The organism is Novosphingobium sp. (genome assembly GCF_036820275.1).
In the GTDB taxonomy this organism is placed as follows: Bacteria; Pseudomonadota; Alphaproteobacteria; order Sphingomonadales; family Sphingomonadaceae; genus Novosphingobium.
In genome coordinates, this window is the sequence record NZ_DAISLT010000052.1 from 1 (window position 1) to 25,855 (window position 25,855).

Annotated in this window: 24 protein-coding genes, 1 tRNA gene and 1 riboswitch; of the genes, 13 read left to right on the forward strand and 12 right to left on the reverse strand. The window is 63.2% G+C overall.

The genetic code is table 11. The annotated features are described in order from the left end of the window. Together V7066_RS25690 and V7066_RS25695 are read left to right on the forward strand one after the other, a co-directional pair. Positions 1-358: hypothetical protein (locus V7066_RS25690; RefSeq protein ID WP_334185773.1), on the forward strand; the 358-nt coding region annotated here is incomplete at its 5' end. A 125-nt stretch (positions 359-483) separates the two neighbouring features. Beyond that, positions 484-864 carry a hypothetical protein gene (locus V7066_RS25695; protein ID WP_334185774.1) on the forward strand — a complete coding sequence of 127 codons (381 nt, stop codon included), beginning with the start codon at positions 484-486 and terminating at the stop codon, positions 862-864. A gap of 340 nt (positions 865-1,204) precedes the next feature. Here V7066_RS25695 and V7066_RS25700 read toward each other — a convergent pair whose 3' ends face one another. From V7066_RS25700 to V7066_RS25710, 3 genes are all read right to left on the reverse strand, one after another. Continuing rightward, entirely contained in the window at positions 1,205-1,684 is a 480-nt protein-coding gene (locus tag V7066_RS25700; protein ID WP_334185775.1) for a hypothetical protein, read from the reverse strand. A gap of 69 nt (positions 1,685-1,753) precedes the next feature. Beyond that, positions 1,754-2,326: a tyrosine-type recombinase/integrase gene (locus V7066_RS25705; RefSeq protein ID WP_334185776.1), complete on the reverse strand. Its 573-nt coding sequence runs from the start codon at positions 2,324-2,326 to the stop codon at positions 1,754-1,756. A 154-nt stretch (positions 2,327-2,480) separates the two neighbouring features. After that, positions 2,481-2,570, reverse strand: a tRNA-Ser gene (locus V7066_RS25710). Between the two features lie 153 nt (positions 2,571-2,723). Between V7066_RS25710 and V7066_RS25715 the strand changes: the two genes are divergently transcribed. From V7066_RS25715 to V7066_RS25755, 9 genes are all read left to right on the forward strand, one after another. Then, positions 2,724-3,788 (forward strand): lytic murein transglycosylase, encoded by a 1,065-nt coding sequence (locus V7066_RS25715; protein WP_442947381.1) that lies wholly within the window; start codon positions 2,724-2,726, stop codon positions 3,786-3,788. After that, entirely contained in the window at positions 3,772-4,734 is a 963-nt protein-coding gene (locus V7066_RS25720; RefSeq protein WP_334185777.1) for an SPOR domain-containing protein, read from the forward strand. The genes V7066_RS25715 and V7066_RS25720 overlap by 17 nt, the downstream gene beginning before the upstream one ends. Before the next feature lie 73 nt (positions 4,735-4,807). Continuing rightward, positions 4,808-5,968, forward strand: coding sequence for a D-alanyl-D-alanine carboxypeptidase family protein (locus V7066_RS25725; protein WP_334185778.1), 1,161 nt, complete (start codon positions 4,808-4,810; stop codon positions 5,966-5,968). Then, positions 5,965-6,594 (forward strand): dTMP kinase, encoded by a 630-nt coding sequence (tmk, locus tag V7066_RS25730; RefSeq protein WP_334185779.1) that lies wholly within the window; start codon positions 5,965-5,967, stop codon positions 6,592-6,594. The genes V7066_RS25725 and tmk overlap by 4 nt, the downstream gene beginning before the upstream one ends. Continuing rightward, on the forward strand, positions 6,591-7,565 hold the full coding sequence (locus tag V7066_RS25735; protein WP_334185780.1) for an AAA family ATPase: 975 nt from the start codon (positions 6,591-6,593) through the stop codon (positions 7,563-7,565). Before tmk ends, V7066_RS25735 begins: the two co-directional genes overlap by 4 nt. Before the next feature lie 131 nt (positions 7,566-7,696). After that, positions 7,697-9,256, forward strand: a complete 1,560-nt coding sequence (metG, locus tag V7066_RS25740) for a methionine--tRNA ligase (protein ID WP_334185781.1) — start codon at positions 7,697-7,699, stop codon at positions 9,254-9,256. Next, entirely contained in the window at positions 9,256-10,032 is a 777-nt protein-coding gene (locus tag V7066_RS25745; RefSeq protein WP_286980119.1) for a TatD family hydrolase, read from the forward strand. The genes metG and V7066_RS25745 overlap by 1 nt, the downstream gene beginning before the upstream one ends. Then, positions 10,029-10,808, forward strand: coding sequence for an MBL fold metallo-hydrolase (locus tag V7066_RS25750; protein ID WP_286980121.1), 780 nt, complete (start codon positions 10,029-10,031; stop codon positions 10,806-10,808). The genes V7066_RS25745 and V7066_RS25750 overlap by 4 nt, the downstream gene beginning before the upstream one ends. Next, positions 10,805-10,990: a hypothetical protein gene (locus tag V7066_RS25755; RefSeq protein WP_286980123.1), complete on the forward strand. Its 186-nt coding sequence runs from the start codon at positions 10,805-10,807 to the stop codon at positions 10,988-10,990. Before V7066_RS25750 ends, V7066_RS25755 begins: the two co-directional genes overlap by 4 nt. Positions 10,991-11,182: 192 nt before the next feature. On the opposite strand, the gene V7066_RS25760 is transcribed toward V7066_RS25755, so the two are convergent. Both V7066_RS25760 and V7066_RS25765 read right to left on the reverse strand, forming a co-directional pair. After that, positions 11,183-12,211, reverse strand: coding sequence for a methionine synthase (locus V7066_RS25760; protein ID WP_286980125.1), 1,029 nt, complete (start codon positions 12,209-12,211; stop codon positions 11,183-11,185). A 26-nt stretch (positions 12,212-12,237) separates the two neighbouring features. Beyond that, entirely contained in the window at positions 12,238-13,263 is a 1,026-nt protein-coding gene (locus V7066_RS25765; protein WP_334185782.1) for a DUF1852 domain-containing protein, read from the reverse strand. A gap of 288 nt (positions 13,264-13,551) precedes the next feature. After that, positions 13,552-13,773, reverse strand: a riboswitch (cobalamin riboswitch). Positions 13,774-14,245: 472 nt separating this feature from the next. Here V7066_RS25765 and mazG point away from each other — a divergent pair. After that, the gene (gene mazG, locus V7066_RS25770; protein WP_334185783.1) at positions 14,246-15,034 is read left to right on the forward strand and encodes a nucleoside triphosphate pyrophosphohydrolase; all 789 of its coding nucleotides are present in this window, start codon (positions 14,246-14,248) and stop codon (positions 15,032-15,034) included. Here mazG and hflX read toward each other — a convergent pair. From hflX to dusB, 7 genes are all read right to left on the reverse strand, one after another. Next, positions 15,011-16,351 carry a GTPase HflX gene (gene hflX / locus V7066_RS25775; protein WP_334185784.1) on the reverse strand — a complete coding sequence of 447 codons (1,341 nt, stop codon included), beginning with the start codon at positions 16,349-16,351 and terminating at the stop codon, positions 15,011-15,013. The genes mazG and hflX overlap by 24 nt on opposite strands. A 28-nt stretch (positions 16,352-16,379) precedes the next feature. Continuing rightward, complete coding sequence (gene hfq / locus V7066_RS25780; protein WP_334185785.1) at positions 16,380-16,994, reverse strand: RNA chaperone Hfq; 615 nt, start codon at positions 16,992-16,994, stop codon at positions 16,380-16,382. 215 nt (positions 16,995-17,209) lie between these two features. Continuing rightward, entirely contained in the window at positions 17,210-18,607 is a 1,398-nt protein-coding gene (gene ntrX, locus V7066_RS25785) for a nitrogen assimilation response regulator NtrX (RefSeq protein ID WP_334185786.1), read from the reverse strand. A gap of 58 nt (positions 18,608-18,665) precedes the next feature. Next, positions 18,666-20,840: a sensor histidine kinase gene (locus V7066_RS25790; RefSeq protein ID WP_334185805.1), complete on the reverse strand. Its 2,175-nt coding sequence runs from the start codon at positions 20,838-20,840 to the stop codon at positions 18,666-18,668. A 111-nt stretch (positions 20,841-20,951) separates the two neighbouring features. Then, a complete protein-coding gene (locus V7066_RS25795) occupies positions 20,952-22,361 on the reverse strand; it encodes a sigma-54-dependent transcriptional regulator (protein ID WP_334185787.1) in 1,410 nt (469 codons plus the stop codon). Beyond that, entirely contained in the window at positions 22,358-23,497 is a 1,140-nt protein-coding gene (locus V7066_RS25800; RefSeq protein WP_334185788.1) for a two-component system sensor histidine kinase NtrB, read from the reverse strand. The genes V7066_RS25795 and V7066_RS25800 overlap by 4 nt, the downstream gene beginning before the upstream one ends. Beyond that, positions 23,494-24,549, reverse strand: a complete 1,056-nt coding sequence (gene dusB, locus V7066_RS25805) for a tRNA dihydrouridine synthase DusB (protein WP_334185789.1) — start codon at positions 24,547-24,549, stop codon at positions 23,494-23,496. Before dusB ends, V7066_RS25800 begins: the two co-directional genes overlap by 4 nt. A gap of 100 nt (positions 24,550-24,649) precedes the next feature. Between dusB and V7066_RS25810 the strand changes: the two genes are divergently transcribed. After that, on the forward strand, positions 24,650-25,846 hold the full coding sequence (locus tag V7066_RS25810) for a bifunctional 2-C-methyl-D-erythritol 4-phosphate cytidylyltransferase/2-C-methyl-D-erythritol 2,4-cyclodiphosphate synthase (RefSeq protein WP_334185790.1): 1,197 nt from the start codon (positions 24,650-24,652) through the stop codon (positions 25,844-25,846). The last annotated feature ends 9 nt before the right edge of the window (positions 25,847-25,855 follow it).

The following is a 25,855-nucleotide window of genomic DNA, read 5'->3' on the forward strand; positions in this document are numbered from 1 at the left end:
CCGTCAGGCAGAAAATCCACTTAACCCTCTGTCCAGTTTTACCAGGCCACCTCTGGATAACGCCATCCCGTTTCACGCCGTGATGCCAGCGCGCAACATAGAAGCAGTGGATCCGATGCGCACAGATGTACGGATAGTCGACAAAAGCTACGCTGGTCACTGGGTTCGTAGCGTGGATTTCCCAGAGACGGTCGTGTTTCAATCTGAAGTTGTGAAAAATCTCCATACGTTTTCCGACATCGACATTCGTGGGTGGTTTTGGTCTCGCGAACTCATTGAAGCGGCTATAAAAGCCTGCATCAAGGGGCTATACACAACAACGATCGGAGGGCGATCACGTCAGGTGCATAGATTATAAGAGTCACCTATCCATTTTCAATATGTCCGCCTGCGCCGACATCTGCGGACGTCCAACCAAGTTTCGCTTCCGCTTGCATACACGATTGCGCAAATTATCATGAGGCCTGAGAAGAGGAATACTTAATGGGCATCGGCGCGCGAATAGGCGTGATTGCAACGGGTAGCGTACTGATCGCAGTTCTCTGTGTCGGGTTGCATTTCGGAATTGAGGCGCTTCGCACCGGGAGACAATCGAACCGGGTAAAGCCGGACCTTAACCGATATGCTGAAGAAGCGCAGCTTTGCTCCGAAACCTACCGCTTCAGCCAATTTTCTGATAACGACCATTGCAAGTCAGCTATGGAAGCCAAAAGAAAACTCATAGGCGCTGTGCCGTACAATAACCGAAGAATGGTGGATCAATTAAATTTTGCATTAATAAACATGCGCAATGCCTATATTGGTTCGTTTCGCGAACATGGCTGCCCAAAGGCGTGCATGGATATTCCCATCGGCGCCCTTTGATCAATGCGCTCAACGTAGCAGGCAAAGTCCGCTTCCCCCGACATTTTGGTCGTATAGGGTGTTAATCCGACCCATCCATACCGGTCATCCGTTCAGATTGTGACCGACCATGGCAACGCACGGCCGCTATCAGGGATCGGCAGAGACCACCTGAAGGACGGCTAAGTTGGCGCAGCAGGGCAGGGCGCGACCGGCAGGTCGCGACCAGATCAGGACTTTACGCAACTCAAACAAGCGTCAGCGATTGACGATAGCGGCCGTTGGTCCGTTGGTGGGACAACGACCCACGACGGGCAGAAACTTGTAGGCGATGTTCGGAGATAGCCGCTAACCCGCATGATTATGCTCGGCCGCTAAAGAGGCCAATCACGCTGTGCGGGGCGTCATCGCTGAAGAAACGCTTGAGATTGTCGGCCGAAGCCTGCGCGACTACTTCCGCGCGCGGAAACAGGTCGCGCTCGTAATCAGTCAGTGCCGCCTCAATAGCTTCTCCCGCGAAGGGCATAGCGGCGAAGGACAAGCCGCCCCCCACTAGGAGCTGCACAACGGTCACCCGGCTACTGTCGACCACGGATGCAAACCGCCCGATAAGGATGATCTCACCAGCAATGGCGACGGCGCTGAACAGCGTAGCGATCTCGCCGATACCAAGGCCGAGATGGAAGGCGTCCGGGCCAGCAAGCAACGCCAAGCCGATAAATGCAAGCGCAATCCCTATCCATGTCGTCGTTTGCGGTGGTCGGCGCATTGTTGCCCATTGGAGGAGCGGTACCATCGGCACGTAGAGCGCCGTTAGGAAAGCCGACGTGCTGCTGTTCACGCTCTGAAGCCCATATGCCTGAAGCGCGTACTTGGCTGTTTTCCTTTCTTGGGAAGCGGCTTCAGCGCCTTACCTACGATTGCTGCCGGATCGCCGGACAATCCCTTCAGCGATTGCATAGGCATACACGGCTGAAATACGCTGCCTCAGCCTTTTGGCCGTCTCAATTGCTCCGCGATCCTCTACGACACGAAGCGTCTTCAACACTGCAGGCGCATCGATGGCCACGACAGGCATTGCTCCCAGCAGAGGAAACACATCACGCTCGAGGCTTGTAATCACGTCGTCCGCGTGGACCGGCGTCCAACGAGAGGCGTGCATTCCAAACCAGGTTCGAGCGGCAGATTCGAAGGTAACCAGCTTCGCCAACTCAGCGGCTTCAGCCGCTTTGGTCTCGAGAGCACGCTTACGAACCCCAGAAGGGTCAACATTTTCCTGGATCTGTTTGCGAGCGGCATCTCGCTTGTCCCGAGCCTTGCTTAGCTTGACGTCCGGGTAGGACCCGAAGGTCAGGAGCTTCTCCTTGCCTTCGAATTTGAATTTGATCCGCCAGGATTTGAGGCCGGTTTTCGTCACATAGAGGAACAGCCCGCCCGAATCCGAAAGCTTGTAAGCCTTCTCTCTCGGCTTGGCGTTCAGCACCTGTTTGTCCGTTAGCACGATACCCCACTTTGTACCCCACTCTGCCGTGGGCTAGAGTGGAACAAAGCGGGTAAAAGCGAAACCGATGATAGCAGAAAAATCGGCTAAAATCAGCCGTTTTTTGGACTTTTGGGGATGTCTTGGGAAGGGCACTTGGCGGACAGGGTGGGATTCGAACCCACGGTGAGCTTACACCCACGGCGGTTTTCAAGACCGCTGCCTTAAACCACTCGGCCACCTGTCCGTTGGTCCCAGCGAATAGAGAAATCGCAGCCGCTTGCAAGCCCCGCCTGCAAAGTCTGATTGGGACAGACAGCAATCCGCTTGCGGTGACTTTCCACGGAGGATGCGCGGCGGCCATTTGCAAGAGCGTGGCATTGTGCCAGATTTGCAGGCGATGACTTTTGCTTCGAAGCTTCGTTCCTTGCGCTTTCCGCTAGCTGCCACCGTTCTTGCCATGGTGCCGATGGTCTCCTCGGATGCGCAACCGGTTGTCCAGAACATCGGCAGCCAGGCCGTTCCTGCGCAGAGCTTCGAGAGCTATCTGCAAACGGTTGGCGCGCGCGCGCGCCGGGAAGGCGTCAGCGAAGCGACGATTTCGCGCGTATTGACGGGGCTGACGCCGAATCAACGCGTTGTCGAACTCGATTCGGCACAGCCAAGCCGCGCGAGCACGCCTCCGCCGATCGGACCGTACATCGCCCAGCACGTCGGGCCGAACATCATCGCCCGTGGGCGCGCGCGCTATGCCGACCTTTCCGGAATCGTTCCCTCGATCGAGCGACGCTATGGCGTGCCCGCGCCGGTGCTCTTCGCGATCTGGGGGCATGAAACGAACTACGGCAGTTATGTGGGCGACTTCGATCTCGCGCGCTCGCTGGCGACCCTTGCCTGGGAAGGGCGCCGCCGGGGCCTGTTCGAAGGCGAGCTGATTGCGCTGCTCAAGATGGTGGATCAGGGCGTCCCGACTTACCGGCTGAAGGGCAGCTGGGCAGGGGCCTTCGGTTATCCGCAGTTCCTTCCAAGCGTCTATCTCCGTCTGGCGGTGGATGGCGACGGCAACGGCACGCGCGACATCTTCACCAGCCCGGCCGACACCATTGCCTCGATCGCCAACTATTTTCGCGATTCCGGTTGGCGTCCAGGCCAACCCTGGGGCGTGCGCGTTTCGCTGCCCGCCGGGTTCGACGCCAACGCCTATGCCTCAAAGCTGGCCGCACCCACCTGCGACCGGGTCCACGCCCGTCATGGCCAGTGGAAGTCGGTATCCGAATGGCGCGCGCTGGGGGTGACGCCGCAGAGTGCCATCGGCAGCGATGTGCAGGCCTCGCTGTTCCAGCCCGATGGGCCGGGAACGCCCGCCTATCTGTTAACCGGCAATTATCGGGTGATCCTCCAGTACAACTGCTCGAACTACTACGCGTTGTCCGTGGGATTGCTTGCAGATGAGATTGCCCGTTAACCTGACCCTGCCGCTCGCGGCGCTGATCCTTGCTGCCCCGGTCATGGGGTCTGAGGCGGGCCCGGCTCCGACGACGGGACCGGCTGCGGACTATCCCGTGACGGTGGGCGAGCCGTTTACCGTCGGCAACGTCACCTGGACGCCGACGGACCAGCTCAACTACGATGCCGTAGGGTATGCCGTCATCGGGGAAGGGGCCGGAACGACCGGCGCCAACAAGACCTTGCCGCTGCCCTCCTATGTGGAAGTAACCGCGCTGGACAGCGGCCGCACTATCCTCGTCCGGCTCGAACGGCGCGGCCCTATGGTCAATGAGGCACTGGTGGAGCTTTCGGCGGACGCTGCCACCCAGCTTGGTCTGGCACCGGGCAGCCATGCCCCCGTCCGCGTTCGCCGCGTCAATCCTCCCGAAGTCGAACGCGCCGCGCTTCGTTCGGGCAACAAGGTGCCCGAGCGCATGGAAACGCCGGAAGGCCTGCTCAAGGTCCTGCGCCGCAAGCTCGCCGACCAGTCGCCGCTCCTGCCGCCCCCTTCCACTCCGCCGACGATGCCGAAGGGGCCGCTCGCACAAGCTGCACCGGCTCCGTTGCCCCTCGCTTCTTCGACACCCGTTCCCAAGGCCAAGACGCTGCCCCCGGCAACAACAGCGGCCATACCCAATCCGGCGCCCCGAAAGCCGGCCTCTTCAGCACCTCAAGTTCCCGGCCCGAAGCCGTCCGCGAAGCCTCCGGTTCCGAAAGGCGGGGAGGTCGTGCAGATCGGCGCCTTTTCCGTCGAAGCGAACGCGCACAAGGCAGCTGCCCAACTGGGTGCAACCGTGACCACGGCAGGCAAGTTCTGGCGCGTCCAGACAGGGCCCTTCGCAAACCGTGCACAAGCCGCCGCAGCGCTGGAGAAGGCCAGGGCGGCAGGGTATAGCGACGCACGAATCCAGCGCGCGGATTGATGTCGGGTCGTTTCGCGCAGGCCACCGCGTCCGTCCTGGGCGCGCGGGGAGAAGTCGCGCCTTGAAATCCTTGTTGAAGTTTGCCCTCCTGCTCGCCGCTCCGGCGAGCGTCGTCGCCGCCAGCCTGTCCAGCGCCGCCAGTGCCGCGATTCCCGCACCGCCGCCTCAACTGGCGCCGGTTCCGGTCAGCATCCTGGTGGACATCGGTTCCGGCCAGGTACTCGTGCAGCGCCGCCCGGACGTGCCGTTCCTGCCGGCCTCGGTCACCAAGGTCATGACCGCCTTCGTCGCCTTCGAGGAGATTGATGCAGGCCGCCTCAGCCTTGACCGGCGCATGTCCGTCCGTCCGGAAACGGCCAAGGAATGGTTCGCAAAAGGCACGTCCATGTATCTGACGGAAAAGGATCATCCTACCGTCCGCGACCTGCTCCACGGTGTCATGACCGCCTCCTCCAACGACGGTGCCGTGGTCCTCGCCGAGGGATATGCAGGCAGCGTCACCGCCTGGACCGCCATGATGAACGCCGCCGCACACCGCATCGGCATGACCGGCAGCCACTACCACACGCCCAATGGCTGGATGGACGACGGCAACACGTACATTACCGCCAGCGACATGGTTAAGCTGGCCGATGCCATGATCACACGCCACCCGCAGCTCTATCACGAGTTCTCGGGCGTGAAGCATTACATGTGGCGCGACATCCCTCTGCGTAGCCACGATCCGACGGTCGGCGTGATCCCCGGCGCGGATGGCATCAAGACCGGCTATACCCGCGAGGCCGGCTACAACTTCCTCGGTACCGCCGAGCGGGGCGGGCGGCGTCTGGTCATGATGCTGGCCGCATCGCCGCTGCCGAAAGTTCGCGACGATGCCGCCAAGGCGCTCCTCGAATGGGGCTTCTCGGCCTGGGAAGCGCGCCATCTCTTCGATCAGGGCCAGCCTGTGGCCCAGGCGAAAGTGCAGGACGGCGATGCCCGCGAGGTGCCGCTCGTCGCCGACCGCGAGGTTCATGCCACCCTGCCCAGGGGCGGGCACGAGAAAGTCTCGCTGGCAGTCCATTACAAGGGACCGCTGGTCGCGCCGATCCGCAAGGGCGATCAGGTCGGCGAACTGGAGATCAAGGTCGACGGTCTCGCGCCGGGCCATATACCGCTCTACGCCGGCAAGGACGTCGGCGTCGCCGGACCGCTGGACAGACTGATGAACGGGCTTATCAGCTTCTTCTCATGATCCGGGGACGATTCATTGCACTGGAAGGTGGGGAAGGGGCCGGCAAGTCCACCCAGTCTCGCCTGTTGGCCGAAGCTCTGCGCGCGCGGGGCGTCGAAGTTGTGACCACGCGTGAGCCGGGCGGCACCGCCGGGGCCGAGGCGATCCGAGCGCTCGTGCTGGACGGGGTCGAAGGGCAAGGCTGGGGTGCGCGCGCCGAAGCGCTGTTGTTTGCCGCTGCCCGCTCGGACCATGTCGAAAGGCTGATCCAGCCTGCACTGGAACGCGGCGCCTGGGTGATCTGCGACCGCTTCCTTGATTCGAGCCGTGCCTATCAGGGCGGCGGCGGCGGGCTTTCGGATGAAGACATCCGTACGCTCCACGGGATCGGCAGCCTCGACATGCTTCCGGACGTGACCGTTCTCATCGAAGTGTCCCCGGAGATAGCGGCCCAGCGCCTCGCGCTGCGCGACGTCGACGGCACCGATCTGATCGGCGGGCGCGAGGCTGCCTATCACGACCGCGTGGCGCAGGCCTTCGCCCGCTTCGCGGATGCCGAACCGGAGCGCTTCGCCCGTATCGACGGCGACGGAACGCCGGAGGAAACCTGCACGCGCATTCTTGCCGCACTGGACGAAATCCGATGAGTGACGACCTGCCGTTCATCGGCCAGCGGGCCGCATGGAACGAGTGGCTCTCCGCGCTCGATTCCGAACGCATGCACCATGCCTGGCTGCTGGCGGGAAGCAAGGGCCTCGGCAAGGCCGCCTTCGCGCGCACGGCCGCCGCGCAGCTCGTACGGAATCCCGGCGAGCCACGCCCCGATCCGGAAATGCACCCGGACATCCACATTCTCGAACATCTTCCCGCGAACGACGACGAGGCGAAGAAGAAGGCCGAGGGCAAGCCCTACCAGACCAAGCGCAACATCTCGGTCGACCAGGTCCGCGAGATGATCCGTCGCCTCGTGACCAAGCCCACCATGGGCGATCGCCGCGCGATCATCATCGATCCGGCGGACGACATGGAGAAGAGTGCGGTCAACGCCTTGCTCAAGGCACTGGAAGAGCCGCCTGCGGGAACCTATTTCTTGCTGCTCGCCCACCAGCCCGGACGCCTGCTGCCGACCATTCGCTCGCGCTGCCGCGTCCTGCGCTTCGCCGCACTGGACGAAGGTGAACTCGACGAGGTCATCCGCCGCGACCTGCCGCAGTCCGATGCCGAGACGCGCCGCGCCGCCATAGCCGCCGCGCACGGCTCCCCCGGCGTGGCCCTGAACTTCGTGGAGCACGACCTCGGCGCGATCCACCGGCTGATGATGCAGATCCTGCGCGAAGGCGACTACGAATACCAATTGCGCGGCAGCCTGGCCGAGGAAATGGGCGCGAGACCGGCGCGAGACCGGCAATTGGCAACGCTGGAACTGGCGCGCACCGTGCTGGCCAACGAATTGGCGCAAGCCTCCCCGGCACGCCAGATGCGGCTGATCGAGGCCCATGGCACGCTCACGAAGCTGTCCACCCAGGCGCCGACCTACAATTTCGACGCCGGGCTCCTGATTATGGAAATTGGCGGGTTGCTGGCTTCGACCGCGATGCCTAGAGAAGCGGTTCGGTAGAGCAGCTCCCGATCCGACTGCATCGGATCAACTGCTCTAGGTTGTTGGTTTGCCGCATTTTCCGAGTCATCAGGTGATTCCACCTGATTAGAAAATGCTCTGACACTCTTGAAAAGAAAGCGCGACGCCGCATGGGCGAGCCCTATTACATTACCACCGCGATCAGCTACCCCAACGGCAAGCCCCATATCGGCCACGCCTACGAGGCGATCGCCGCCGACGTCATCGCCCGCTTCAAGAAGGCGGAAGGCTTCGATGTCCGCTTCCAGACCGGAACCGACGAACACGGCCTGAAGATGGCTCAGAAGGCCCGCGATCTCGGCATTACCCCGGCCGAACTCGCCACGGAAATGTCCGCGCACTTCAAGGACATGTGCGACGCTTTGAACATCGGTTACGATGTCTTCATCCGCACCACCGAGCCGCGCCACCATGCCGCCACGCAGGAACTCTGGCGCCGGATGGAAGCCAATGGCGACCTCTATCTCGACCGCTATGAGGGCTGGTACTCGGTCCGCGACGAAGCCTATTACGACGAAGGCGAACTCGTTGCCGGAGAGAACGGCGAAAAGCTCTCTCCGCAAGGTACGCCGGTCGAATGGACCGTCGAGGAATCGTGGTTCTTCCGCCTGTCCAAATACCAGGACAAGCTGATCGAACTCTACAATTCGACCGACTTCATTCGCCCCGAAACCCGCAAGAACGAAATCCTGCGCTTCGTCGAAGGCGGCCTGCGCGACCTTTCGGTATCGCGCACCAGCTTCGACTGGGGGATCAAGGTCCCCGGCAGCGAAAACCATGTGATGTACGTCTGGGTAGACGCCTTGACGAACTACATCACCGGCCTCGGCTTCCCCGAGGAAACCGGCGATTTCGCGAAGTTCTGGCCGGCCGACGTCCACCTGATCGGCAAGGATATCGTCCGCTTCCACACGGTCTACTGGCCCGCATTCCTGATGAGCGCCGGTCTCGATCTGCCCAAGCAGGTCTTCGGCCACGGCTTCCTGCTCAATCGCGGGCAGAAGGAATCGAAGTCGCTCGGCAACGTGACCGACCCGATCGGCCTGGCCGAGACCTTCGGCGTCGATACCCTGCGCTATTTCTTCCTGCGTGAAGTGGCCTTCGGACAGGACGGCTCGTGGTCGCCCGATGCAATCGTCACCCGCGCGAACGCGGAACTGGCGAACAGCTTCGGCAATCTCGCACAGCGCAGCCTTTCCATGATTTTCAAGAACATGGACGGCGTTGTTAAGGCCGGACTTCCGGAAACCGAAGCCGATGCCACGCTGCTTGCCGCCGTTGCAGAGGGGATCACCGGCCTGCGCAAGAGCTTCGACGAACTCTCCTTCAGCGAAGGCCTGGAAGCCTGGATGCGCGCCGTCTTCGCCTGCAACCAGTACGTAGATGAGCAGGCGCCCTGGGCGCTCCGCAAGTCCGATCCGGAGCGCATGGAAGCCGTGCTGATGATGCTGTTCCGCGTCGTGCGCGATCTGGCCATCGCGGTTCGCCCGGTCGTGCCGACCTCGATCGACAAGCTGCTCGACCAGATGGGCCTTGCCGCTGATGCACGGGACTATGCCGCGCTCGCTGACAAGGATTGGTTCGCCTCGCTCGTCGCCACCGGCTTCAAGGTCGACAAGCCCGTGGGCGTGTTCCCCCGCCTCGAACTCCCGGAAGAGGCCAGCACCTGATGCTCATCGATTCGCATTGCCATCTCGAATACGAAGGGCTCGTCGAGGACCAGAACGGCGTCCTGGACCGTGCCCGCGCGGCAGGCATTCGCGGATTCCTGAACATCTCGACGCGGCGCAGCGAGTGGGAGAGGGTGGTCGGCACGGCTGCCCGCCATCCCGACGTCTGGGCCTCGGTCGGCATTCATCCTCATGAAGCCGACCAGCACGCCGATCTCGGAGAAGCGGCGCTGCTCGAAGCAACCCGCCATCCCAAAGTCATCGGCATCGGCGAAACCGGGCTCGACTACTATTACGACAAGTCAGACCGAGAGGTTCAACAGGCCCTGTTCCGCACGCACATCACTGTCGGGCGCGAAACCGGCCTGCCGCTCATCATCCACACGCGCGATGCCGAGGACGATACGTTCCGTATCCTCGAGGAGGAGATGGGGAAGGGAGCCTTCCCGGCGCTGATCCACTGCTTCACCGCCAGCGCCGATTTCGGCCGGAAAGTTCTCGATCTTGGCCTTTCGATCTCGATCTCCGGCATCGTGACTTTCAAGAATGCCAAGGACTTGCAGGACGTAGTTCCGACCATTCCCGAAGATCGTATCCTGGTGGAAACGGACTCCCCGTTCCTCGCTCCGGTCCCGCATCGCGGCAAGCGCTGCGAACCGGCCTATACGGCCGATACGGCAAGGTTCGTGGCCGATCTGCGCGGCATTTCCGTCGAACAACTCGGCGCAACAACGACGCGCAACTTCTTTAATCTGTTCAGGAAAGCTGCCGCGTGAAGGTTACCATTCTCGGCAGCGGCACCTCGACAGGCGTGCCGCGCCTGGGCGGCGAATTCGGAGCGGACTGGGGCCTTTGTGATCCGGGCGAGCCGAAAAACCGCCGCACACGCGTGTCAATCATGCTGGAAAGCGACGTCGGCAGCCGCATTCTCGTCGATACCTCGACCGACTTGCGCGCGCAGCTTCTGGCCAACGACATTCACCGGATCGACGCGGTGTTCTGGACCCACGATCACGCCGACCATTGCCACGGCATCGACGACCTGCGGCCGCTGCGCTACGGCCGCGCCGGGCCGATACCGGGATTCGCGAATTCGGAAACAGTGCGACGCCTTCGCCAGCGCTTCGGTTACGTCTTCGCCGGGCAATTCGGCTATCCGACGCTGATCTCGCTCGACAATCTCGATACCTTGCGGCTCTGCGAAGGTTTCCGGGTCGACCATGTGCAGATGCCGCACGGCCCGACGGAATCGACTGCATTCCGTTTCGATTGTGACGGAAAATCAGTCTGTTACATGACTGATTTCAGCGAAATCACCCGAGGTATGATCGACTTGTGCTACGGCGCCGATCTTCTTGTGGTCGATTGCCTGCGCCGCGAACCGCATCCGACGCACGCGCATCTCGGCATGGCGCTGGAGATCACCGAGGTCTGCCGCGTGGGCCAGGCCGTCCTGACGCATCTCGACAAGAGCATGGATTATGCCACACTCAGCGGCGAAGTGCCCGAGAACGTCCGGGTCGCATTTGACGGGATGGTGATCGAACCATGAGCCAGACAGGAATGATCGTCGCCGTCATCTCCGTGATCGGTTCGCTCATTCTCGTCACCAGCGGTTCGCGGTTCCGGTCGACTCCGATGGGCATCAAGCTCAAGCTGGCGCTGATCTGGGCCGCAATCATCATCGGTCTGGTGGTGATCATCCAGCTAAGCGGCTTCCAGATCCAGCAATGATCGCGCCCGCTCGAACGTAGCGGCACGATATGATGATTTTCATAGCACAGCACCGGCCTTATCGATGGCTCGCAGCCTGCTGAAGTAGCGAAGATTTGCGAAAATCTGGGGGAGGCGAATATCGCACCTCCAACCCGACGCCCCACCGACTATTTCCGGCGGGTCGTCGGGCGTGGTGAACCTCGGCGTTTGTCAGACCGAGAGTTCCTTGCGGACGATCGCCGCGCCTTCGCCGAGAGCTTTCAGCTTGCCCTGCGCCACGCGGCGAGACAGCGGCGCCATGCCGCAGTTGGTGGACGGATAGAGCTTGTCGGCATCGACGAACTGGAGCGCCTTGCGCAAGGTCTCGGCCACTTCTTCCGGCGTCTCGATCGTGTCGGAGGCGACGTCGATGGCGCCCACCATCACTTTCTTTCCGCGGATGAGTTCGACCAGGTCCAGCGGAACGCGGGAGTGGTGGCATTCCAGCGAGATGATGTCGATCCGGGACTTCCGCAGGTTGGGGAAGGTTTCCTCATACTGCCGCCATTCCGATCCCAGGGTCTTCTTCCAGTCGGTATTCGCCTTGATGCCGTAGCCATAGCAGATGTGGACCGCCGTTTCGCACTTCAGTCCTTCGGCGGCTTTTTCGAGAGTGGCGATCCCCCAGTCGTTCGCCTCGTCGAAGAATACGTTGAAGGCCGGTTCGTCGAACTGGATGATATCGACGCCCGCAGCTTCCAGTTCCCTGGCTTCCCGGTTGAGGATCGTGGCGAATTCCCAGGCCAGCTTTTCGCGGCTCCGGTAATGGGCGTCGTAGAGCGTATCGATCATCGTCATGGGGCCGGGCAGCGTCCATTTGATCGGCTGATCGGTCTGGGCCCGCAGGTATCTGGCGTCGTCGACGTAGACCGGCTTCGGACGGGTGACGGGACCGACGACCGTCGGCACGCTGGCATCGTAGCGGTTACGGATCCTGACGGTCTCGCGCTTCTCGAAATCAACGCCGCCGAGATGCTCGATGAACGTCGTGACGAAATGCTGGCGCGTCTGCTCGCCGTCGCCAATGATGTCGATGCCCGCCTGCCGCTGATCGTCCACGGCCAGGCGCAGGGCATCCTGCTTGCCGGCCGCCAGTTCCTCGCCCTCCAGCTTCCAGGGCGACCAGAGTTTCTCCGGCTCGGCCAGCCAGGAAGGCTTGGGCAAGCTGCCGGCGGTCGATGTGGGCAACAGTGTTTTCATGAGGAATGACCTTGTGTTCCGACTTTTCAGAGGGCGGGGTTGGCGGACAATTGCGCCAGGACGTGCCGGTAGGGTTTGATGAAGTTCTCTTCGGCAAACCGGCCCTGCTCGATGGCGAGGCGGCTGCGTTCCTCGCGGTCGTAGACGATCCGGGTGGACGAATAGTCCTGGTGCTCCAGACTGGGCTGGAAGTGCTGTCCCGCCGCGGAGTTGGCATTGTAGATTTCGGGACGGTAGATTTTCTGGAACGATTCCATCGTGCTGATGGTGCCGATAAGCTCGAGACCGGTGTAATCGCCGAGCAGGTCGCCGGTAAAATAGAACGCCATGGGTGCGGCACTGCCCCGAGGCATGAAATAGCGCGCTTTGAGGCCCATCTTGCCGAAGTATTCGTCGGTCGAGGAGAACTCGCTCTGTCGATATTCGACGCCGAGTATCGGGTGGCGATTTTCGGTCCGGTGATAGGTCCTGCTGCTCGATACGCTCAGGCAAATGACCGGGGGCTTCCTGAAGTTGGCTTTGTATGCCTCCGAGATCAGGAACATCCGGAAAAGATTTCCGTGCAGGTCGCCAAAACCGTCCGGCGTGCCGAATGCGGCCCGGCCCCGGTTGTGTTCCGGAAGAACGACGCTGAAATCGTAATCGCGTACGTAGGAGGAGAAGTTGTTCCCGACGATGCCGTCGATAAGCGTGTCGGTCTTCCGGTCGAGGACGCCGATTTTCAGCATTTCGATCATGGGAAACGAATGGCTTCCGCCCGCGCCGGTCACTTCCATGTCGACCGATATGATATCGAGTTCGACTCCGTAGCGCTGCCCGTCGGGATTATCCCAATCGGCCAGATCGTTGAAGCGGTTGTCGATCATCCTCAAGGCATTGCGCAGGTTCTCGCGGCGGTTTTCGCCCCTGGCCAGATTGGCGAAGTTCGTCGTGATGCGGGTATTGTCCGAGGGACGATACGCCTCGTCGAAGCGAATGCTCTTGATGGAGAAGGCTAGCTCATGATCGAGGGCGGAGTGGGGAAGGGCGGGTCTGGCGCGTGTTACAGGCATGCGAGGTTTCCTTCGGTCCGGCGCGGGCGCCGTCCGTCGTTGCGGTTCGAAATGGACGAGGTGTGCGGCGCGCCGCGTCGGCGCGGGGATCAGCCCCGCGACACGGCGCGCGGACGCATTCGTCGGAGGGAGACGGAGCGGAACAGGATTGGAAGCATCGACCGATCACCTGCGATTGCCGGGCGAAAGGGCCGAAGGAAGAACGCGCAAGACACGGTCCGGCTCAGGTGGCCATAAGCCACGGGCCTTGCTTCAAGCGCGATCCACCGGAGGAACCCCCGTCCGAGGAACGTTTTGGCGCCGAAGGCAGGTCTCCTGGCTTGCGGGTCATCGCGGTGGTTCCGGCCTTCCCGAGCCTTGTGCGAAGCTCAGTGACACGAAATGGAACCGCCACTCGCCGCTTACAGTTGCGGGGGCAGCGCCGGACTCTGCCCCGAAAGGCACCACCGGCTTCCCGTCTTAGCCCCGCTGTCATGCCTGAAGCGGGGAACCTTGACATGTTCCTTGAACACCATGGAGGGGCTACTGTCAAGCATCATATAAAGATATCTTTATATGATGCTTGCAATGAGTCGGCTGCGCTCATCGTGGGAACCATGAGTCCTGCGCGCGCCTCCGCTCGATTTCTTCCGGATCAAGCGCAGGGGACGATCTCCGAGCAGACGAATGTCGATGGCATCAGGTGCGAAGATTCTCGACAGCTTCGCCACTATCATCGAGCGTCGTGAACGAACGATGCTCATCGGGCATAGCTGGTTCGATGAGAGTGGCCACGGTGCGGATAGGGTTGGGAAATCACCATCGAGGCACGCTACGATGGCACGCACTTCGACACGCTAAACACGAACACTGTGGGTACATATTTAACATAATACATATTATCAGCCATGTGCGCCGGTTGATCGCAGGACTACACCTGCTGGCGCACAGCGGTGACATTTCTGTCTTGCACAACAAGTGTCTTTTCTAAATGGCAGTGACAATGACCGAACCTCGTCACCAGCAGCTCGACCGCCTCCTGTCCATCATGGCACGCCTTCGCGATCCGGTGTCCGGCTGTGAATGGGACCTTGCGCAGAACTTCGCGACGATCGCGCCTTACACGATCGAGGAAGCCTACGAAGTCGCCGATGCCATCGCCCGCGAGGATCTGGCGGCGCTGCGTGACGAACTCGGCGATTTGCTGCTCCAGGTGGTCTTTCATGCCCGCATGGCCGAGGAAGACGGTCATTTCGCCTTCGGTGATGTGGCGGACGCCATTTCGAACAAGCTGGAAACGCGGCATCCGCATATCTTCGGTGACGACAAGACCGGAGACGCCCAGACCGAGCGCTGGGAAAAGGTCAAGGCCAAGGAGCGCAGCGCCAAGGGAGAAACCAGTGCTGTCGATGGCGTCGCGATCTCGCTGCCGGCCCTGATGCGCGCGGAAAAGCTCCAGAAGCGCGCAGCGCGCGTCGGCTTCGACTGGCCCGATCCCAGCGGCGCCGCCGAAAAGGTGCGCGAGGAAATGGACGAACTGGCCGAGGCATCCGATGCCGAAAAGCTGGAAGAAGCCGGAGACCTGCTGTTCGCGGCGGTGAACCTCGTGCGCCTCAATGGCATCGCGCCAGAGGATGCCCTGCGCGCCGCCAATGCCAAGTTCGAACGCCGCTTCCGCGCCATGGAAGCCTTCGCACAGCGGGACGGCAGGTCGTTCGACGGCCTCCCGCTCGACGAGCAGGAGGCCTATTGGCAGGAAGTGAAAGCGTCAGAGCGCGCTGAAACGGCCTAGTTCGCGCTCGGCCAGTCGAACCTGAAGGCGCAGCAGAGGGCCTTCATCCCCCTCGCCCGCGTCTTCCTCGGACAGGACTTCGCCGCGCGCATGCAGGAATGCGAGGCGCTGTCCGTCTGCGGCGGGAACCACGAACGTGTAGACTTTCGCATCCGATGTCAGCGTGGCGCCGACCGTTTCTAGCAGGAAGTCGCAGCCCATTCCGGTCCGTGCGGAGACCGGGACGATCACTTCGTCCGGGCGCTGCGCCATGACATCGCGCAAGTCCGCGGCCTGGGTCGGGTCCAGCAGGTCCCACTTGTTCCAGACCTCGATGATCGGGATCGAAGGCGCAGCGCCCTCTCCGTCGTCGTTCTGCCCTTCCCCGCCGATCACCCCAAGATCGGCCAGAACTTCCAGAACCTGCCGCTTCTGCGATTCCGTGTCGGGATTATGGATGTCGCGAACGTGGAGAATCACGTCCGCCGCGTTCACTTCTTCCAGCGTCGCGCGGAACGCCGCGACGAGCTGGGTCGGAAGGTCGGAGATGAAGCCCACGGTGTCGGACAGGATCGCCTTCTCGACCGCCGGCAGGCGGATCGCCCGCATGGTCGGGTCGAGGGTGGCGAAGAGCAAGTCCTCCGCCATCACTTCAGCACCAGTCAGGTAATTGAAAAGCGTAGACTTTCCGGCGTTAGTATAGCCCACCAGAGCCACGATCGGCCAAGGTGCCTTTTCGCGGCGATCACGGTGGAGACCGCGTGTACGGCGGACCTGTTCCAGTTCCCGCCGGATCTTGCTCATGCGATCGCGGATCATGCGGCGGTCCGCCTCGATCTGCGTTTCACCCGGTCCGCCGAGGAAGCCGAAGCCGCCCCGCTGACGTTCCAGGTGAGTCCAGCTGCGCACCAGGCGACCGGCCTGATAGTCCAGGTGGGCCAGTTCGACCTGAAGGCGGCCCTCGGCAGTCGCTGCACGCTCACCGAAGATTTCGAGGATCAGGCCGGTCCGGTCGATGACCTTGCGCTTGAGCTTCTCTTCGAGGTTGCGCTGCTGAATCGCCGACAGCGAGCCGTCGACGATGATCAGTTCCGCCTCGTTCAGCTCGCAGGCGACCGAGATGTTCTGGATCTGGCCTTCGCCGAAGAGCGTGCCGGCGCGGGGTTCGCGGATCGGAATGGCCATGGCTTCCGCCACAACGAGACCGATCGCCAGGGCGAGGCCCTTGGCCTCTTCGAGGCGTGCCTCGGTATCGAGGTCGCCTCTGCCGCGCATCTGCGGATAGACGACGAGGGCACGCGCGCCGCGCGTGACCTCGCCCTTGAGTTCGTCGTTCAAATCAGTTCAGCTTCGGTCCGGAGTGTTCTCAGTCTTCGGCTTCTTCATGCGCCTGAAGATCGACCGGAGTCACGGGCTGAATCGTCGAAACGGCATGCTTGTAAGCGAGCTGGACGTAGCCTTCGCGTTCCAGCAGCATGCAGAACAGGTCGTAAGCCGCGACGCGGCCCTGCAGCATGACGCCGTTGATCAGGAACATCGTGACCTGAACACCGGCATTGCGGATGCTGGAAAGGAACACGTCCTGAAGGACGCGCGTCTTCTTGCCGTTGTCCGCACCGCTCGAGAACTGGCGCGCATCGACCGGGGTCGAAGGCATGATCGTCGAGATCGCGTGCTTGTAAACGAGCTGCGACTGGCCGTCGCGGCGCAGCAGGATCGAGAAATTGTCGAACCAGGTGACGATACCCTGCAACTTCACGCCCTTGACCAGGAACATGGTCACGGGGGTCTTGTTCTTGCGCAGGAGGTTCAGGAACTGGTCCTGGAGGTTCTGCCCCTTCCCTGCCGAGGTGCTGGGAGAAGAAGTACCGGCGGAAATCGGCGGCGGTGCCACGGCGGGCGTGGAAGGTGCGGCTTCGGTTTCGGTTTCGACCTCGGTGGTCGTGGTTCGCGGACGAGCGGTCAGCGTACGGCCGGCCATATCATTTCTCCTTCTTTTTGGCGGCCGCTTTGCGGTCCGCGATCTGGCCATCGGAACTTCCCGAGACCGTTCTCGAATCGGAATCTACTCAGTTGCTGCAATGCAGTAAACGCCAAAAATGTAGCGTTCTTGTGACAGGTTCGCAAAAATCGACCGAAGGCAACCCTGCCGCAGGATTGCCAATCCGCTGAAACCCCGTAGTTTTCAGGGTTTTCTCAAGGCTGATCCTCGCCGTCGACCTCGCCTTCGCGCCGGTCTGCCATGCCCAGGAGCTTCAGCTTGCGGTGCAGCGCCGAGCGCTCCATCCCGATGAACGAGGCCGTCTTCGAGATATTGCCGGAGAACCGCCGGATCTGGACGCGCAGATACTCCCGCTCGAAACTTTCCCGGGCTTCGCGCAAGGGGGCGCTCATCATCACCGAGACCCCCGCATCGCCGTTGCCCCGGCTGTTGAAGATTTCCGGCGGCAGCATGTCGGCCTCGATCCGGGCCAGCTTCTCGCGCGGGGCCATGATGACGGTGCGCTCCACGACGTTGCGAAGCTGGCGGACGTTGCCCGGCCATTCGTAGGCCTGAAGCGCCGTCATCGCTTCGGCGCTGACCACCGGCGGGGCAACGCCCTGCTCATTGGCATAGCGGGCGAAGAAGTGATCGATCAGCGCAGGAATGTCGTCCCGGCGCTCGCGCAGCGCGGGAATCGTCACCGGCACCACGTTGAGGCGGTAGAACAGGTCCTCGCGGAAACGGCGCTCGGCGATTTCCTTTTCGAGATCGCGCGAAGTGGAGGAAACCACGCGCACGTCCACGCGGATCTGGCGCGTGCCGCCCACGCGCACGAAGGCCTGATCGGTGAGAACACGCAGGATGCGGGCCTGGGTGGAGAGCGGCATGTCGGCCACTTCGTCGAAATAGAGCGTACCGCTGTCCGCCGTTTCCAGCAGACCGGGGCGAATCAGCGCGCCGTCGGCTTCCTCGCCGAACAGTTCCTGCTCGAAGCGTTCGGGCGTGATGCGCGCCGAATTGACGCTGACGAAGGCATTGCCGGCACGCGGACTCCAGGCATGCAGCAGCCTGGCCGCGACTTCCTTGCCGGAACCGGCCGGGCCGGTGATGAGCAGGCGGCTGCCGGTATTGGCCACGCGCTTCAGCGTCGCGCGAACCTGGTTGATGGCCCCGCTCGATCCGGTGAATTCCTCGCCGGTCGAGAAATCGTGGCGAAGCTGCGCATTCTCGCGGCGCAGGCGCTCGGTTTCTGTCGCGCGGCCGACGAGATGCAGCAGCTTTTCCGCCTCGAACGGCTTCTCGATGAAATCCACCGCCCCGCGGCTGATCGCGGCGACGGCCGTGTCGATATTGCCGTGGCCCGAGAAGATGATGACCGGCAGTTCCGGCTCGCGGGCCTTGATGGCGTCGAGCACCTCCAGGCCGTCCATCGGGCTGCCGTGAAGCCAGACGTCCAGCAGGACCAGCGAGGGGCGACGCGCGTCGATCGCGGCCAGCGCCGCCTCGCTGTCTCCGGCGGTGCGGCATTCGTAGCCTTCGTCGCTCAGGACACCTGCGACCAGTTCACGGATGTCGCGCTCGTCGTCGACGATCAGGATTTCGAGAGCCATGGGATTGTCTTCTTGGTGAGGGAGATGGAGGGGGAAAGCAGGTTGCGACAGGCCGGCATCATTCGGCGGCCTCCTGCTTGCGGGCATGGGCTACGGGATCGGCAGCGAAGCGCATGGAGACGGTGGTTCCGCCGCCCGGAGTCGGCAGGAACAGCATTTCGCCGCCATGTTCCTCGATGATCTTGTTGACGATGGCGAGGCCGAGGCCGGTGCCTTTCTCGCGCGTGGTCACGTAAGGCTCGATGATGCGCTCGCGGTCCTGCGAGAGGCCGATACCGTTGTCGGCAACACGCACAACGATGGCGCTTTCCAGCGCTTCCACCGAGACCCCGATCGCACCGCGATAGTCCGGATCGGCATCCTTGGCCTTGGCCTCAATCGCCTCGACGGCGTTCTTGAGCACATTGGTCATGGCCTGGCCGAACTGGTGGCGGTCGCAGTCGATCGCGCTGATCGCCGGATCGCTCTCGAAGCGGAAGCCGATATCGGGACGCGCCACTTCCTGGAGGAACAGGGCCTGCCGGGTGAGCGCCACCGGATCTTCCGAGCGGAACACCGGCTTGGGCAGACGCGCGAAGGACGAGAATTCATCCACCATCTTGCGCAGTTCCCCGACCTGCCGGATGATCGTGCGGGTCAGGTCCTCGAACAGCTCCGGATTGTCGACGATCTGCTTGCGGTAACGGCGGCTGAGTCGCTCGGTGGCGAGCTGGATCGGGGTGAGCGGGTTCTTGATCTCGTGCGCGATGCGGCGGGCGACGTCGGACCAGGCGGCGGTGCGCTGGTCGAGCAGTTGCCGGGTGATATCCTCGAAGGTGATGACGAAGCCGGTCACGTCGCGCGTGACCTTCACGGCGAAAGTCAGGAGATCGCCGTTGCGGTTGTACTGGACGAGCCCACCCGAACTGCCCTGCTCGATCAAGGCCGCCAGTTGCGGCGCGAGTTCGGCAAGCGGCATGTCCTCGGGCAGTTCGGCCCGGTCGGTCAGCAGCTTCTGCGCGGTGCTGTTCATCAGCAGGATGCGGCCGGCGGGATCGAGCGAGACGATGCCCGAGGTCACCGATTCCAGCACAGCCTCGATGAAGACGCGGCGTTCGTGAAGCTGGCGGTTGGCGCCGAGCAAGGCCTGGGTCTGCTTCTCGATCTGCGCGGTCATGCGGTTGAAGGCGCGGTTGAGCAGGCCGATCTCGTCGGCACCGGTACGCCCCTCGATCCGCAGCGCGAAGTTGCCGCTGCCGACACGGCGAGCGGCATCGACCAGCTCGTAGAGCGGCTTGACCTGCCGGTCCGCGAACCGCAGCGCGAACCACACAGAAAGGCCGACGAGCGCCAGCGAGACCACGAACAGCGCGACGTTGAAACGCAATTGCAGCACGCGAGCACGATTGGTCAGGACCTCGTAGGCCCGCACGATGTTCTCGGCGTTTTCCGCGCGCTGGCCCTGGCTGAGGGCGAGAAGTTCGGAACTGCGCGCGGCGTAGAGATAGACCCCGGCGTCGTTGTCGATCGGCGCCACCGCGACGACGCGGTCGTTGTTCGAACTGACGACCAGTTGTTCGCCGTTGCTCAGCCGTTCCAGCGCTTGGGGTGAGATCCGCTTGTCTTCGGTCTTGCCTTCCGGGTCGACGATGATCGGCGTGCGCTGGGTCCCGTCCGGCGCGACCTGGATGATCGCAGCAACGGAAAGATTGCGCTTATAGACCTGACCAGCAAAAAACTGCTGAAAGCGATCGCTGGCTACGGGAAACTCAGCGAGCACGTCGCCTGTGTCCTTGGCCATGGCCGCCGACTCGTATCCGACTTCGCGCTGGGTCTGCTCGTAGTATCCGCGCGCCAGCTTGTTCGCGTTTTCCAGAAGCCCACGCGACGAATCGGAGAACCAGAATTCGACGCCGGACTGAAACTGCCAGGACGCGAAAATCACGACCAGCAAGGTCGGCACCGCAGCGATCAGCGAAAAGATGAACACGAGGCGCACGTGCATCTGCCCGGTGCCGCCGATGCTCTCCGCCGCGCGCCGCAGGGCGAGATGGCGGCCCAGCAGAACAAGGATCGCCATGGCCGGAACCAGCGTGCCTACCAGCAGCGTCGCGGTCAGGTTTGAAGGTAGTAGCTGGCCCTTGTCCCGCGAATTCAGGGCGATCCAGGTGATCGCCGTCATCGCCAGGAACAAGACAATCGACACTACGGTGATGATCGCGAAGAAGTTCGCGCGGCGGGCAGCGACCTGCATCCGCCGCCACCAGCGCGGCCATGCTCGTTTGTGGACCAGTGCCTCGTTCATCGTTGCACCGTTACAACGCCGGTGTTGCCGTTTTGCAAGGGTAAATCCATCAAAGACGTATCATAAGCGACGGGCGAATTCCTCGGGATCGAGCGCCAGTTCGCTGAGACGCTTGCGCAAGGTGTTGCGGTTTATCCCGAGCGCCTGCGCCGCACGGAGCTGATTTCCGCCGGTCTCCCGCAGCACTTCAGCAAAAAGCGGCCGTTCGAACGCGGCCGCGGCGGCCTGATAGATCGTGCCACTGGCCGGACGTTCGGAGGCCAGCCAACGCGTGACCGCCTGTGCAATGTCGCCGCTTTCTTCCTCGCTCGGCGCGGGCGCATCCGCGACGAGCAGCGACTGGATGCTCTCGGGATCAATCGCGTCCTCTCGCGCCAGCAAGGCGAGGCGATAGATGAAGTTCTTGAGTTCGCGCACATTGCCGCGCCAGGGCTGCCGACTGAGCAGTTCCGCCGCTTCCGGCGTCAACTGGCGGCGTGGCAGCCCCTCGTTCGCGGCATGCTGGAGGAAGTGCCGGGCGAGCACATCGATATCGTCGCGCCGGTCGCGCAGGGGCGGCATATGGATCGGCACGACATTGAGGCGGTAGTAGAGATCCTCGCGGAACCGCCCGGCGGCGATCTCGGGTTCGAGATCCTTGTTGGTCGCGGCGATGATGCGCACGTCGAGCCGGATCTCGTCGCGTCCGCCCACCCGGCGCACGGTGCCGGACTGGAGCGCGCGCAGCAAACGGGTCTGGGCCTGCATCGGCATGTCGCCGATCTCATCAAGGAACAGGGTGCCGCCTGCCGCCTGCTCGAACTTGCCCATGTGACGCGCGACGGCGCCGGTGAAGGCGCCCTTCTCGTGGCCGAACAGTTCGCTTTCGATGAGTTCGGCGGGAATCGCGGCGGCGTTGACGGCAATGAAGGGGCCGGTGCGGCGATGGCCGAGGTTGTGCACCGCCTCCGCCACCAGTTCCTTGCCGGTTCCCGATTCGCCGAGGATCAACACGGTCAGGTCGTTGCGCAGGACGCGCGTGATCATGCGGAACACGGTCTGCATCGCCGTGCTGCGCCCGACCAGCGGCAGGCCGTCGCCAAGCGGCTCGTCACCTTCGACGGCAATGCCCTGCCCCGCTCCCGCAGCCTGGCGAACAGTGCGTGCGAGTTCGTCGATGTCGAAAGGCTTGGGGAAATATTCGAACGCGCCGGTATCGGTGGCGCGGACCGCGGTATCGAGCGTGTTCTGCGCGGAGAGGATCACGATCGGCAGCGCGGGATGCAGGGTCCGCACCCGGTCGATCGTCTCGATTCCGTCGCCGTCGGGCAGCATCACGTCGGTGACGAGCGCCTGATAGGAGCCCTCTTCCAGCAGCCGGTCGCGCTCGGCGATGGACAGGCAGTGGACCACGCTGAAGCCCTCCGCCTCCAGCGCGGCGGTGATGACGATGGCGATCGAAAGGTCGTCCTCGACGAGCAGCACGCTCACGCGGTCGGTCTCCTTCTGGTCGGGCGGCTGCGCGTCTCGCGCGCCAGCGGCAGGTGGACGCGGAAGTGGGTATAGCAGCCCTCTTCGTCGCGTTCGTGGGTGATGCGGCCGTTCATGTCCCGCACCAGCTTGCGCACGAGCGGCAGGCCGAGGCCCTGTCCCGACTTCTTGGTGGTCACGAAAGGCTCGAAGATATGGTCGCGCATCGCCGGATCGACGCCGGGGCCGTTGTCGGTGACGCGCAGTTCCACCGGCAGGCGCACCGGCTCGCCCGAATCGGTTGTGTGAAGCTGGAGGCCGCTGGCAAAGCGGGTGCGGATCGTCACGCGCGGCTTCTCCTCGTGGGCGCAGGCCTCCGAGGCATTGGCGAGCAGGTTGATGATCACCTGCACGAGCGCATCGGGGCTGCCGAGCACCGCGGGCAGCGAGGGGTCGAATTCTTCGACCAGCCTCACCCGCTCGGGCGCCGCGCCATTCGCGGCCGACATCACGTCGAGTGCCCGGCGCGCGGCTTCGTGGAGGTTGCAGGGCTCGACCGGAGGCGCGGTGCGGCGGCTGAGTTTCTGCATCTGGTCGATCAGACCCGCGATCCGGTCGACCTCCAGCGTGATGAGATCGGTGAGCGCCCGGTCCTTGTCCTCGACCTTGCGGGCGAGCAACTGGGCGGCACCGCGAATGCCGGCGAGCGGGTTCTTGATCTCGTGGGCCATGATCTCCGGCCCGCGGAGCACCGCATTGTCGGGACCGCCCGAATCGTCTCCGAGCGCCTCGGTGGCGGTATTGTCGTGAATCGTCAGGACCTGCCAGCCCGGCGTATCGGCGACCGGGGCGACATTGATGTCGATCCGGCGCGCGCCCCGGCCCTTCAGTGCAACAGCGACTTCGCGCGCCGAAACCGGCGTTTCGTAATCGTCGAGACGCTCCAGCAACAGCGGGTCGGAAAAGGTCAGGATATCCTGAAGCGGCGTCCCCACGAGCAGGCGCAGCGACTGGCCGAAGAACTGCTCCGCAGCGGGATTCAGCGAAGCGATCCGCAGACCCGGCTCAAGCAGCACGACGGCCTGCGGCAGACTCCCGAGAATCCGGGATGCCGCAGGCAGGTTGGTGTTCGGGGCCGAGCGCGGCGCGAGGCTCATGCAGCCTGACGGTCTGCCGATGCGTCGTCCTGATCGCAATGAGGGCCCTGGTCGCGGTAAGGCGCATAGAATTCGGCGAGCAGGCGCAGCACTTCGTCGGGATCGCTGACGAAATTGATGCGGTTGCGGAATTCGGCCGAACCCTTGATGCCCTTGATGTACCAGCCCAGGTGCTTGCGCGCCATCTTCACGCCGGTATCGCGGCCGTAGTGCGAGAGCATGTCCTCGTAGTGCTCACGGATGATCTCGTACTGCTGGCCGAAACCGGGCTCTTCCATCAGCCCGTTGCCGCGCCACCACTGCATCACCTTGGCGAGCGCCCAGGGCCTACCGTAGGAGCCGCGCCCGATCATCAGGCCGTCGGCGCCCGACTGTTCCAGCGCGGTGGCGGCATTCTCGATATCGAGAATATCGCCGTTGACGATCACCGGGATCGAGACCGCTTCCTTCACGCCGCGCACGAAGGCCCAGTCGGCCGAGCCCTTGTACATCTGATTGCGGGTGCGGCCGTGGACCGTGATCATCTGCGCGCCCAGGTCCTGAGCAATGCGCGCGAGTTCGGGGGCGTTGAGGCTGTCATGGCACCAGCCCATGCGCATCTTCACGGTGACAGGCACTTTCACCGCCTTCACCGTCGCCTCGATCAGGCGGGTGGCGAGCGGCACGTCGCGCATCAGCGCGGAACCGGCGTCGCCATTGACGACCTTGCGGACCGGGCAGCCCATGTTGATGTCGATGATCGCCGCGCCGCGATCCTCCACCAGCCTTGCGGCTTCGGCCATCTGCTCCGGCTCGCAGCCCACGAGCTGCATCGAGACCGGGTCCTCGATCTGGTCCCACATGGCCTTCTGGAGCGACACGCGCGTCTCGCGGATGGCCGCCGGGCTGGCGATCATCTCGGTGACGTTCAGGCCGGAGCCGAAACCGCGCACCATGCGGCGGAACGGCAGGTCCGATACGCCGGTCATCGGCGCGAGGACGACCGGACAGTCGATCGTGACCGGACCGACCTGGATCGGCTTCAGAGCCGGAGGAGTGGGCAGTGTGTTCATTGCGCGCGCCGTTAAATGCCTGGAAAACAGGATGTGCCTAAAAAACAGGCAGCGCATAGTGGATTGCCCTCGCCTCGGCAAGCGATTACCGGCAACGACAATGTCGCAAGACCTGTCAGAAACGCCCCGGCGTCCCCCTTCGCATCCCTCCACAGCAGCCATCGTGGTGGCCGCAGGCAAGGGACTGCGTGCCGGACAGCCCCTCCCCAAACAGTTCGCCTTCTGGCGCGGCAAGCCCGTGATCCGCCATTCGGTGGAAGCCTTGGCCCGCGCCGGAGTCGCGCCGATCCTCGTGGTGATCCCGCAAGGCGCCGAGGACATTGCCGCCGAGGCACTGGCAGGCATCCCGAGCGTCCAGTTCACCAACGGCGGCGAGACGCGGCAGGAATCGGTTCGGCTCGGGCTGGAAGTGCTGGCCGGCAGCGCCCCCGATTTCGTGCTGATCCACGATGCCGCTCGCCCCGTGCTTCCCTCCGCAGTGATCGACCGTCTGCTCGGCGCACTGACGAGCAAGCCCGGCGCGATTCCCGTCCTGCCGGTTGCGGACAGCCTGACCCACGCGGAATGCGAGGATGGCGCCGAAGTGATGGGCGCACCCGCCCGCCGCGAGGACTTGCGCCGCGTGCAGACCCCGCAGGCCTTTCGCTTCGCCGATATCCTCGCCGCCCACCGCGCCTGGGACGGCCCGACCACGGCCGGAGACGACGCCCAGGTGGCGCAGGCTTCCGGCCTCCAGATCGCGCTCGTCGAAGGAGACGAAGCCTTGCACAAGCTTACTTACGCTTCTGATTTCGCGGGCGATTTCGCAGTCGGCGCCCCGCCGATCCGCGTCGGCACCGGCTACGACGTCCACCGCCTGGAACAGGGCGAGGAACTCTGGCTCTGCGGTGTCAGGATCGAACACACCCATGGCCTGTCCGGCCACAGCGATGCCGACGTCGCCATCCACGCCCTCGTCGATGCCCTGCTCGGCGCGGTCGGGCGGGGTGACATCGGTCAGCACTTCCCGCCCAGCGATCCGCAGTGGAAGGGCGCCGCGTCCGATCGCTTCCTCGCCCATGCCGGAAAGCTCGTTGCCGAAGCCGGTTACGCCTTGGGCAACGCCGACGTGACGATCATTTGCGAGGCACCCAAGATCGGCCCCCACCGTGAGGCCATGCGGGCACGCCTTGCGGAAATTCTCGCCGTGGACCCGTCGCTCATCAGCGTGAAAGCAACTACCACCGAGAAGCTGGGTTTCACCGGCAGGTCGGAAGGGATCGCCTGCCAGGCCGCCGTCAGCCTGGTAAGGATGTAAGGAGATGAC

What these genes read in the sequence shown, in the direction of transcription:
- V7066_RS25720 (WP_334185777.1), top strand. Translation starts at nt 3,772, where the DNA reads ATGAGATTGCCCGTTAACCTGACCCTGCCGCTCGCGGCGCTGATCCTT.
- V7066_RS25695 (WP_334185774.1), top strand. Translation starts at nt 484, where the DNA reads ATGGGCATCGGCGCGCGAATAGGCGTGATTGCAACGGGTAGCGTACTG.
- V7066_RS25800 (WP_334185788.1), bottom strand. Translation starts at nt 23,497, where the DNA reads ATGAGCCTCGCGCCGCGCTCGGCCCCGAACACCAACCTGCCTGCGGCA.
- V7066_RS25765 (WP_334185782.1), bottom strand. Translation starts at nt 13,263, where the DNA reads ATGCCTGTAACACGCGCCAGACCCGCCCTTCCCCACTCCGCCCTCGAT.
- hfq (WP_334185785.1), bottom strand. Translation starts at nt 16,994, where the DNA reads ATGGCCGGCCGTACGCTGACCGCTCGTCCGCGAACCACGACCACCGAG.
- V7066_RS25745 (WP_286980119.1), top strand. Translation starts at nt 9,256, where the DNA reads ATGCTCATCGATTCGCATTGCCATCTCGAATACGAAGGGCTCGTCGAG.
- mazG (WP_334185783.1), top strand. Translation starts at nt 14,246, where the DNA reads ATGACCGAACCTCGTCACCAGCAGCTCGACCGCCTCCTGTCCATCATG.
- V7066_RS25810 (WP_334185790.1), top strand. Translation starts at nt 24,650, where the DNA reads ATGTCGCAAGACCTGTCAGAAACGCCCCGGCGTCCCCCTTCGCATCCC.
- tmk (WP_334185779.1), top strand. Translation starts at nt 5,965, where the DNA reads ATGATCCGGGGACGATTCATTGCACTGGAAGGTGGGGAAGGGGCCGGC.
- V7066_RS25735 (WP_334185780.1), top strand. Translation starts at nt 6,591, where the DNA reads ATGAGTGACGACCTGCCGTTCATCGGCCAGCGGGCCGCATGGAACGAG.
- dusB (WP_334185789.1), bottom strand. Translation starts at nt 24,549, where the DNA reads ATGAACACACTGCCCACTCCTCCGGCTCTGAAGCCGATCCAGGTCGGT.
- ntrX (WP_334185786.1), bottom strand. Translation starts at nt 18,607, where the DNA reads ATGGCTCTCGAAATCCTGATCGTCGACGACGAGCGCGACATCCGTGAA.
- metG (WP_334185781.1), top strand. Translation starts at nt 7,697, where the DNA reads ATGGGCGAGCCCTATTACATTACCACCGCGATCAGCTACCCCAACGGC.
- V7066_RS25760 (WP_286980125.1), bottom strand. Translation starts at nt 12,211, where the DNA reads ATGAAAACACTGTTGCCCACATCGACCGCCGGCAGCTTGCCCAAGCCT.
- V7066_RS25715 (WP_442947381.1), top strand. Translation starts at nt 2,724, where the DNA reads ATGACTTTTGCTTCGAAGCTTCGTTCCTTGCGCTTTCCGCTAGCTGCC.
- V7066_RS25755 (WP_286980123.1), top strand. Translation starts at nt 10,805, where the DNA reads ATGAGCCAGACAGGAATGATCGTCGCCGTCATCTCCGTGATCGGTTCG.
- V7066_RS25790 (WP_334185805.1), bottom strand. Translation starts at nt 20,840, where the DNA reads ATGCAGGTCGCTGCCCGCCGCGCGAACTTCTTCGCGATCATCACCGTA.